Annotated in this window: 10 protein-coding genes; all 10 read right to left on the bottom strand. The window is 46.0% G+C overall.

The window, feature by feature from the left end; translation table 11 throughout:
- Nucleotides 1-76: 76 nt before the first annotated feature.
- Nucleotides 77-1,045: a zinc-dependent alcohol dehydrogenase family protein gene (locus IQ229_RS02790; RefSeq protein WP_194041087.1), complete on the bottom strand. Its 969-nt coding sequence runs from the start codon at nucleotides 1,043-1,045 to the stop codon at nucleotides 77-79.
- 107 nt (nucleotides 1,046-1,152) lie between these two features.
- The gene (locus IQ229_RS02795) at nucleotides 1,153-1,614 is read right to left on the bottom strand and encodes a RidA family protein (RefSeq protein ID WP_228013044.1); all 462 of its coding nucleotides are present in this window, start codon (nucleotides 1,612-1,614) and stop codon (nucleotides 1,153-1,155) included.
- 102 nt (nucleotides 1,615-1,716) lie between these two features.
- Complete coding sequence (locus IQ229_RS02800) at nucleotides 1,717-2,289, bottom strand: TMEM175 family protein (protein ID WP_194041089.1); 573 nt, start codon at nucleotides 2,287-2,289, stop codon at nucleotides 1,717-1,719.
- Nucleotides 2,290-2,725: 436 nt separating this feature from the next.
- Nucleotides 2,726-3,013, bottom strand: a complete 288-nt coding sequence (locus tag IQ229_RS02805; protein ID WP_194041091.1) for a Rossmann-fold NAD(P)-binding domain-containing protein — start codon at nucleotides 3,011-3,013, stop codon at nucleotides 2,726-2,728.
- Nucleotides 3,014-3,084: 71 nt separating this feature from the next.
- Entirely contained in the window at nucleotides 3,085-3,876 is a 792-nt protein-coding gene (locus tag IQ229_RS02810; RefSeq protein ID WP_194041093.1) for a CPBP family intramembrane glutamic endopeptidase, read from the bottom strand.
- Between the two features lie 284 nt (nucleotides 3,877-4,160).
- Nucleotides 4,161-4,532 carry a hypothetical protein gene (locus IQ229_RS02815; protein WP_194041095.1) on the bottom strand — a complete coding sequence of 124 codons (372 nt, stop codon included), beginning with the start codon at nucleotides 4,530-4,532 and terminating at the stop codon, nucleotides 4,161-4,163.
- Nucleotides 4,533-4,691: 159 nt separating this feature from the next.
- Complete coding sequence (locus IQ229_RS24790; protein ID WP_409339889.1) at nucleotides 4,692-4,793, bottom strand: hypothetical protein; 102 nt, start codon at nucleotides 4,791-4,793, stop codon at nucleotides 4,692-4,694.
- A 231-nt stretch (nucleotides 4,794-5,024) separates the two neighbouring features.
- Nucleotides 5,025-5,582 (bottom strand): DsbA family protein, encoded by a 558-nt coding sequence (locus IQ229_RS02825; protein ID WP_190919624.1) that lies wholly within the window; start codon nucleotides 5,580-5,582, stop codon nucleotides 5,025-5,027.
- A gap of 221 nt (nucleotides 5,583-5,803) precedes the next feature.
- A complete protein-coding gene (locus tag IQ229_RS02830; RefSeq protein ID WP_194041097.1) occupies nucleotides 5,804-6,433 on the bottom strand; it encodes a response regulator in 630 nt (209 codons plus the stop codon).
- A gap of 12 nt (nucleotides 6,434-6,445) precedes the next feature.
- On the bottom strand, nucleotides 6,446-9,728 hold a 3,283-nt coding region (locus IQ229_RS02835; protein ID WP_194041099.1), incomplete at its 5' end, for a PAS domain S-box protein.

Raw genomic sequence — 9,728 nt, forward strand, 5'->3', positions numbered from 1 at the left:
GTTCCAATCAATATTGACCTTCAGCACAAAATCAAACTCCGATCCGTTTAGCAATTACCAACCTCGTAAAGCTGGTCTAATCTTCTGTAAATTTCAGCACAATTTTGCCCCGTGTTCCTCCCTGCTCTAGACGTTGATGTGCCAGAACGACCTGATCCCAAGAAAATACTGAATCAATCACTGGGCGAAGCTGATGACGCTCGATGAGTTTTGTCAACGCCTCTAATTTTGCTCGGTACTGGGGTGAAAAAACAAAATGAATCGTCAGATTCTTACCCCATGCTTCAAGAAGCGATTGCGGTATTGCAATGTCTACAATGCTTGTAAGCCTGCCAAAGGGACGAATGATTTCTAGACTACGCTGAATTGTTTCTTTGCCGATCGTATCTAGAACTAAATCCACACCCAGTCCATTTGTTTCTTGACGAATGACTTCTACGTAATCTTCATTTTTGTAATCAATCACCCGATCTGCGCCCAGTTCTGTCACGAAATCTCGGTTTCTAGAACTACACGTCGCAAAAACGTATGCCCCGATCGCTTTGGCGAGTTGAACTGCGATCGAACCCACTCCACCCGCACCCGCATGGATGAGAACTGTTTCACCAACTTGTAGATTGCCCCTAGTCACTAGACAATCCCAAGCCGTTCCGCCTGCAAGCGGAAAAGAAGCTGCTTCAATGTGCGATAGATTTGCAGGCTTCAATGCAACAATCGCTGCATCAGCCACATGATACTGAGCGTAGCTACCGAATTCTCCAAAAATTTGCGGTGAGTAATACACGTTGTCTCCCACCTTGAAATCAGTCACAGCTTCGCCAATTGCCTCAATCACCCCTGAAACATCGACTCCAAGGATGGCGGGTAATTGAACCAGTTCCTTGTAATCACCACGACGAGTTTGGTAATCGACCGGATTAATCGAGGTTGCACAAACTCTGACTAACACCTGATTCGCCTTCAGTGTTGGTATAGGAACAGTTTGAATCTTAAACTTCTCAGCATCACCAAACGCAGTTAATACGGCTGCTTTCATAGATTCCATCTGTGGTAATTATCCTTGTTGTAGAGTAAACAGTGACGGGATTTCGATACCACTCAGCGGAGGTAACTCCCTAACTTCGCAATAGCCCGTTGCCGCTTGTGCAAAACTCACGGAATAATTGCAGTAACGCGGATCTCAATCCGCATTGTTGGCAGTCCAAGAGCCGCAACTCCTACCTGTGTCCAAATTGGGGCATGGTTGGGCATATAATGGCGATATAGCCTGACCATCACATCGTTAACCTCTGGGGGCAAGCCGCCAACATGGTAAGAATTGACGTGAACAACGTGCTCCCAACCCGCCCCAGCTGTTGCCAGGGTTTGCTCCACGTTCCGAAACGCCTGAGCAATCTCATCCGCAAGCGATTCGGGAATTTGCAGATCGTCATTCCAGCCACCTTGACCGGATGTCTCCACGCGATCGCCAATTTTTACCGCTTGCGAGTAATGCAATTTATTCAGCATATATTCGCCATAACCGGGGGTGACAAAAAACTTTGGTTTATTCATTGTGTTCCTTTGTTTAGTACGTTTGACATCGTGAATGAGATGGAGTGCTGTGGTAGTCATTGATTACTTCTGAGATGAGCGAATTGAGTGAGTCTATGCGATTGAACCTCATTGTAAATCTTGTAGATTATTGGCATAGATGGCGATCTGACGATACTTTTATCAGCGCATTGCTTTCTCAATCCGGCGATCTGGAATCAACCACATCATTGCTACTAATACATAGAGACTAAAAGCCAACCATGAATTAGCAAAGGCGAGGAGAATCGATACGGCATAGATCGCCACTGATACCTTGCCCTTAAAATCTCTCCCGATGGCAGTTGCGATTACCGAGCCTTGACCGTGGTGAACAATCAGAGTCATAGTCAGAATTAAATAAGCAATTGCGCTGAACAACAGCACACCACCATAAAAGGCAACAGGTAACGCGGTGAAGTAATTTTCGCCCATCCAGGCGGTGACAAAGGGAATAAGCGACAGCCAGAATAACAAATGCAAATTAGCCCATAAAACTCGACCGCTGACATATTGCGCTACCTGAAATAAGTGGTGGTGGTTATTCCAATAAATTCCCAAATTAATAAAGCTAAGGATGTAGCTTAGAAATGAGGGAATTAGCGGACGTAATGCAGCTAAATCATCTCTGTGGGGCACCTTCAATTCCAGTACCATAATCGTGATGATGATGGCGATGACACCATCACTGAATGCTATCAATCTTCCTTTTTCCATATCAACACGCCCCTGTTAAAATCATAGATTTAACAATCTACAATTCTTAGAATCTATTAGCACAGCGCAACACATCGCCTCCGATAGCACGAGTTTGGATCTCAACACACCAGAGTCAGCATAAGAAACAATTTGTCTACTCTCTTGAATTGTCTTAGTCTTAGTTCGAATGGCACTAAGAAAAGCCCAAAGGCTTATGTAGCATCGTTTCGCCTTGTTCCCAGTCTGAAGACTGGGAATGTATTGCCAGAGGCTCTGCCTCTGGTCAAGCCACTGGAGGCGGAGCCTCCCAGGATGGATTCCCAGCCTCCAGGCTGGGAACCAGTCAGGGCAAGGGCTATATCTTAACTTAGTGCCATTCGTCTTAGTTCACTTGAGTGTAGTTAGTTCCAACACTCAACTTCTTTCAGATTCTTGTGATGTTAGTGAACTTGTTTCAATGGACGTATAAGCATTCAGCGCCTGTTTCACGAATCAGTTTGGCGGTTTTTTCACCTTCTGCGTCGCGTCTGCCAGAGAATACGACCTTTGCTCCAGCAGCACCGAAAGCGATAACTTCTCTGCGAGACGCTACGCGAACGTTAAGCTTTCCTTCTCTACGAGAGGCTGCGCCAACGAAACGCTGCGCGTAGCTTGCTTCCCCGTAGGGGTACGCTAACGCCGTTGCACGACCAATTCCCGATGTGCCACCAGTGACTAACGCCACTTTATCCTGAAGTATCATTCTATTTCTCCTAAAATCTAAGTCCGGTTGTTCTCTCTTGAAATAATCATGAAATCGCTTTAGAAAAAAGCTTAGACAAATCTTGCAAGCATTAGGCTAAGAGCAAAGGAAAAGGCATGAAAGCTGACATGGGATAACATCGCAGCCTCAAGCGAGTATTGCCAAAAGAGCCAACCAAAAGCAATGCCAGCAATCCCATTGAGTAATATCGCTCGGATAATCACAAGCGGAGTGAGTGGAACTATCGCGGCAGTTGCGGGTAGGTGCAAAAGTCCAAATACCAGCGCTGCTAGCACAATCGCACCTTGATATATTCCTTGGCTTGGTAACGTAATGCCTTGTTTTAACACCTTCCACGCTATCCAAACAAGCAGCGACATTAAGCCCCAGCGCATCAGAATTTCCTCAGTGATGCCGCCATAAAGCATTGCTGTAAGTGAACTCAGCCAATTCGGTTCTGTGTTATTGGATGCCTGTAGTGCTTCAGGTAGAGCAGGTTTCATGAACCGATCTAGCAACAGTATAATGATCGTCGTCGCTGCACCTACACCCAAGCTCCATTTCATCTCAATGACAGAATATGGAATCTTAGGGGTATGAAGTACCCAGTAGTCAATCAAATGTGAGCGTAATCCAACGCGATAGGCACAGCCAATTCCGATTAGAATGCTGATTGCCAGTGGAACTGTATACTGTAGTCCTTGCAGCAGCATTAAAACCCACAGTGGCGGAACTTTTGCCAGTTTTTCTGGAGACAGTTTTGCCAACTGTTGCTCAACTAATGGAACCGACGTAATCGTAAACATCGCAATTCCCGCAATGCCCAACACAAATAGAATCACAAATTGTTTCAAAACTGCCATTGATTTAATCTCTAGAGACATCAGAATACTGGGTAGACACAATGCCAACTGGTGACTAACGCCACCTTATTCTGAAGTATCATTCCTATTTCTCCTAAAATCTAAGTAGTAGGGTGAGCATTGCCCACCATTTTGTAAAACCCTTCACAGTAAGGTTTTGTGGGCATTGCCCCCCCTACTGGCTTGCTGTCACTTGAACGTAGGTTAGATAACTACGTTGCTCCAGTCGCTTGGCAGCCCGCAAGTGGGATTTAGGTGTTGGCAACTCATAGTTTGCAACGGCTCTATCCTAAAATTAGGGTTCGATAACCACGCCGCTCCAGTCGCTTGGCAGCACGTCGGGCATCGCGACGATTGTAGTGGATACTCTCATAAATCCATTTCCGATCGTCACGGCTGCGGTAATAAACCACAAATGGCCGATCGCGCCGGTCGTCACCATACTGGTAGTCACGATACTGGTTATCACGATATCGATCGCGATATTGGTTGTCACGATATCGATCGTCACGATCGCGATCGTACTGAGCGATTGACATATTCGGCTCTCGGTCAAGGTTATGACCAATTTTTTCTGAATCTAGTGCCTGTGCTGTAAAGGGCATATTTACTATGAATCCCGTACCCACCAGTGCTAGCAAAATTATCTTTTTCATGAGATTAGTTTGAAGGTATAATTGGATTGATCAGGCTTTGAGAGCGCTTTAGTCGAGTGATAGTCATGTCCCAGGCGGACATTGCTCTACATTCCGCTCACAGGTAGCAAACTTGTGAGTTTTGATCAGTTCGCCGTATATCCGCCATCGAGGTTATTGCTAAATCTGTTCCACCCGCTGTTGAATTATGTACTGGTGTGGAGAAACCTCGATCGCTTGTTTGAACAAACTTGCAAAATAAGTCGGGCTAATGTTGATCACTTCTGCAAGTTCAATTAACGACAATTCTCGATCGACGGTGAGTCTGAATATAGTTGAGTACTTGCTGCAATTGGGTGCGTGTCAAGCCTTTGTGTTTGAATTCAAGGGTTGGCGTTGGCGTTGTTAGCATGATTCAAAATTGGCAATTTATTCAACAAAACAGGCAAAAACTAGCGATCGCGCACTCGATCACTTACTAGCACTAACAAACAAGTCAGATATGAATAGAGCTTAGTGACTTGCAGCAATCATGGCTGTCATCAACTCTGTCATTTTCCAGCGTCCGGTATATCGAATGTTATTGATAAATAGGGCTGGAGCAGCCGTGACTCCACTCTTGCATCCACTTTCAATATCTTTATTGATACGATCAATATGCACTTGTTTAGACAGATCTTTGAGAAACTGAGGGATATCAAGCCCTAAATCATTGGCGTACTCGACAAGATAACCATTCTCCAACTTTTGTTGATGGGCAAATAAAGTATCATTCATTAACCAAAACTGTCCTTGGACAGCGGCGGCAACGGCTGCTTCGGCTGCCCGTTGAGCTTGGGGATGAATCTGTGCTTGCGGAAAATGACGGAAGATAAAGCATAAATCATCCTCTCCAAAAGAAGCACTAAGTTCTCCTTTGAGCACTTTAATCAGCTTGTAAACATCCGCACTTTTAGAGCATTGATAGTCTCCATACATCACCAGCACGACCTTAGCACTCAGCACACCTCGCATCCAATCCTGGGTTGAAGGGGGTACAAGTAAGGAACTGTGGCTACGATCGTCGTTCATTTTTCTACATTTACATCAAGCATGGAACCTTGCAATTTACTTATTCAATCCACTGATTGCATAACTGTTTGCATAAATTCAATATAGGAGATCGCCTTCAAGCTGTCGTCTATAGCGAGTTAAAAGTTTTACAGTACAAATTGATAGAGTCGCCATGCCATCGTGGAGTAGAAAGCTGGTTCTAACTCAAGTTAGAATCCCAATTCTATCGAAAGTACACCCTACAAACTGACAATGCCGCGTTTAACGGCAACAATTACAGCTTGGGTGCGATCGCTGACATCTAACTTATTCAAAATCCGATTAACATGAGATTTAACCGTGCCTTCACCGATACTCAAAGCAGTCGCAATATCGGCATTACTCATCCCCTGCGCCAGTGAGCCGAGTACTTCTAGTTCTCGTTCACTCAGTTCTGGATTGCTGAGGCGCTGTACCAACTTTGCTCCCACATCGGGCGGAATGTACTTCTGACCCCGGTGAACGGTACGAATAGCATTCAGAAGCTCGTCAGGTTCAGTTTCTTTCAACAGATATCCTTTTGCGCCTGCCTGCAATCCCCGATAGATATCTTCGTCACTATCATACGTGGTCAGTACAATAATCCGAGCAGATTTAGCAGTAGCACAAATTGCACCGATGGCGGCAACTCCTTCCACTTCAGGCATTCGCAGATCCATGAGTGTGACATCTGGTTGGTGTTCCCGAAACAAGGCGATCGCCTGTTCACCATTTTCAGCTTGGGCAATCACCTGCATATCTGGGTCACGGTTAATAATCGTGGCTAATCCTTGCCGAAAAATGGCGTGATCGTCCGCAATCAGAACCCGAATGGTCGTGGCTTGGCTCATTGTAATGCTCACTCAAGGGTTGACGGTGACAATAATTTCTGTTCCTTGTCCAGGTTGACTCCTAATCGTTAGTTGTGCGCCGATGCGCTCTGCCCGTTCGCTCATGCCGAGTAAGCCAAAACCCTCAGAGGCTGAAATACTCCCAACTCCAAAGCCCTGTCCATTGTCTCTCACGCGCAAGCAAAACTGGTCGCGATCGTAGACTAGCTCCACTCGAATTTCGTCAGCATTGGCGTATCTAATCGCATTAGTTAATGCTTCCTGCCCAATCCGTAGTAGGTTATTCTCGACTTCAGTGGGTAGAGAATACACTGCACCCTTGATCTCATAATGTAGAGTGGTGTCAGTTGCAGCAGCCCTGATTTGAGCGATGAGACGATGTAGAGCGCTCTGTAAACTGCCCTCCTCCAAAAGCTGAGGACGGAGCGCGACAACCGATCGCCGCGCTTCAGTCAGTCCAGTTCGTGCCAATTCTTTGATCAGGTCTAGATGTGCCTGAGTTGCTTCTAAATCATCCGTTAGCACCTGTTTTGCCGCTCCCACCTGAGCCAGAATGCCTGTAAACGCCTGAGCGAGTGTGTCGTGAATTTCGCGTGCCATGCGGTTGCGCTCCTCTAAAATTGAGGCTTCTTCTGCTTGCTTCTGCGCCGTAATATCTCGCACCAGCCAAATCACCTGATCGTGGCTGATTGGGGCAATGCGAGCCGAAAACCACATTTCTCGTCCATTTAGAAACGCACCATACTCGACCGTGAGGATTTGTTGGGTTCTCAGTACCTGCTGAATATAACCTAGAAACTCATCAGCTTCTTCCCTTCCGAGTTGATGCATAGTTTTACCAATCATCTCCTCAAAGGGTTGCCATAGCAGATTTCGTTCCAGTACCATTATTTCAAGGAATCGCCCTTCAGCAGAGAATACAAACAATGGATCGGGAATTGCCTCAATTAGAGTCCGTAGCTTTGACTCTGAGACTTGTAGGGCTGCTTCTGCTTGCTTGCGATCGTTAATGTCAACGTGGGTTCCCAACATCCGCATGGGTTGACCTGATTCGTCCCAGGCAACAATTTTGCCAACAGAAAGAGTCCATTTCCACTGACCATCCTGGGTACGCTGGCGATACTCTGCTTGATAGCTAGGGATTTTTCCAGCAATGTAAGCACGGTAGGTTGCGACAACTGATTCTCTGTCATCAGGATGCAAACGAGCAATCCATTCAGAAATGGTTTCGTGGAATGTTGCTGGATTGTAGCCCAGCATTAAAGCGTATTCCGGGTTAACAATTCTTTCTTCAGTTTTTAAATCGAGATCGTAGAGTCCTTGATTTGTGGCTGTTAGTGCCAGGCGCAGCCGTTCTTCACTATTTTGTAGAGCGGCTTCTGCTTGTTTGCGATCGCTAATATCCGCAATCACCCCTTCGATGTAGTTATCGTCTGCATTTAGATAAAGAGAGAAAAGCCCCCAAAACAATGTCCCATCTCGTTTTCGCATCTGGACTTCAAAGCTTCGCACTTCCCGATCCCGCTTCAGCAACTCAATGAGGTGTTGGTGATCGCTGGGATCTGCATAATAGCCTATGACGTGTTCAAGCCCAATGATCTCCTCTGGTGAATCAAAGCCAAACAGATTGGCATGACGTTGATTGGCATCGAGAATTAATCCATCCGAGAGGCGGACTCGGAAGATGCCAACCTGCGAGTTTTCAAAGATAGTTCGGAACTTAGCTTCACTGCGTTGTAAAGCCTCTTCTGCTTGTTTACGCTGGGTGGTGTCATTGCCAACCGATAAGATTTCAACGACCTCTCCCTGGTCATTGAAGATGGCTTGATTCGACCAGGCCATCCAAACTCGCCGACCGTCTCGGCACAGGTTTTCACTCTCGCCTTGCGGGTACAATTGAGGATTACGAAGTAAATCGTGAACAAATGGTTTGACATCGCGTCCAGAGGTTTCGATGTCTGGAATGATGGTTTCAAATAAGGTTCGCCCTACAATCTGATGTTCTTCATAGCCTAGGAGTTTCACCCCATAATCGTTGATGTATCGAATTCGTCCTTGCGTGTCATAGCAAATGATGACGGAATTCGCGGTTTGTAGCAGGTTACGGTAATTGGCCTCACTTTGTCGTAACGCAGCAGTTCGTTCTGCGACCTGTTGCTCTAAAGTGCAGTTGTAGTCGGCTAGGAGTTTCTCGGCTTGTTTGCGCTCTGTAATGTCCTGAAAGGTAGCGATCGCATGAGTGATATTGCCCTGTTGATCAAAAACTGGTGTTCCCCGTGCCTCAAGTAGAATTGTGACATGATCTCGACGAATTTCTATATCTTCAGTCCTGATGCGTTCGCCCCTTAATGCCCGCACAGCAGGCAAGCTCTCCGCTGGATAGATTTGATTCGTTCCCGCTACATAAAGCTGATAAGCCTCTGATATCTGCTCCGGTGCTATGGAAGTATCAGTTTCTTTGCCCATGAGTTGATTGCCGCATTGGTTGGCATAGTAAGGACAACCCGTCGCATCCACGATCGCAATTCCCACCGGAATCGCTTCGAGGAACTGCGTGATCTTGCTTTCCTTAGCCTGTAGTTCTGAGTAAAGGTTGGCATTTTCGATGGCGATCGCTGCTTGGGTCGATAATAGCTGCAAGACCTGCGATCGCTCTGGTGTAAATACTCCAGTTGCTAACCGATTTTCTAAATACAATACACCGACCAGCTTGGCTTGATTCAGCAGCGGCAAACAGAAAATAGATTGAGGCTGGTTCTGTTGAATGTATGGCTCATTAATAAAAGCACCTTCACGAGTCGCATCATTTAAGGTGACAGGCTTTAGAGTCCGAATCACATATTGAATGATTGATTCTGGCAATTGATTGGCAATTGGAATAGACTGTAACACCTGAGTCGCACAAGCATTCTCATCGGTATTGAGTTCACAAGCCGCTTCAATCAACCATTCTCCTGAGTTTTCTAAAATCAGATATCCGGTTTGTGCGCCAGCATTCTCAATTAAAGTTTGCATCAGTGATCGCAGCAATTGCTTCAGTTCAATTTCACGAGAAATCGCCTGTGAAGCTTTCATCACTGCTGCTAAATCGAAAGCGGTATGGAAGGGATTAGGGATAGTTTCAGCAGTAATAGGAATTGATGTGGAAGCGGCTCTAGACGACTGAGAAAAGAACTGTGGATAGCGTTTTTCTAAGTCTTTAACTTTAGCGGTTGCGCCCCAGCGATCGTAGCAATAGTGCGCCTCTTTCATATAAGTTTGAGCAATTTTTGACCGACCTCGCACCAGATAATGT

This window comes from Nostoc cf. edaphicum LEGE 07299 (assembly GCF_015207245.1).
GTDB lineage: Bacteria > Cyanobacteriota > Cyanobacteriia > Cyanobacteriales > Nostocaceae > Nostoc > Nostoc edaphicum_B.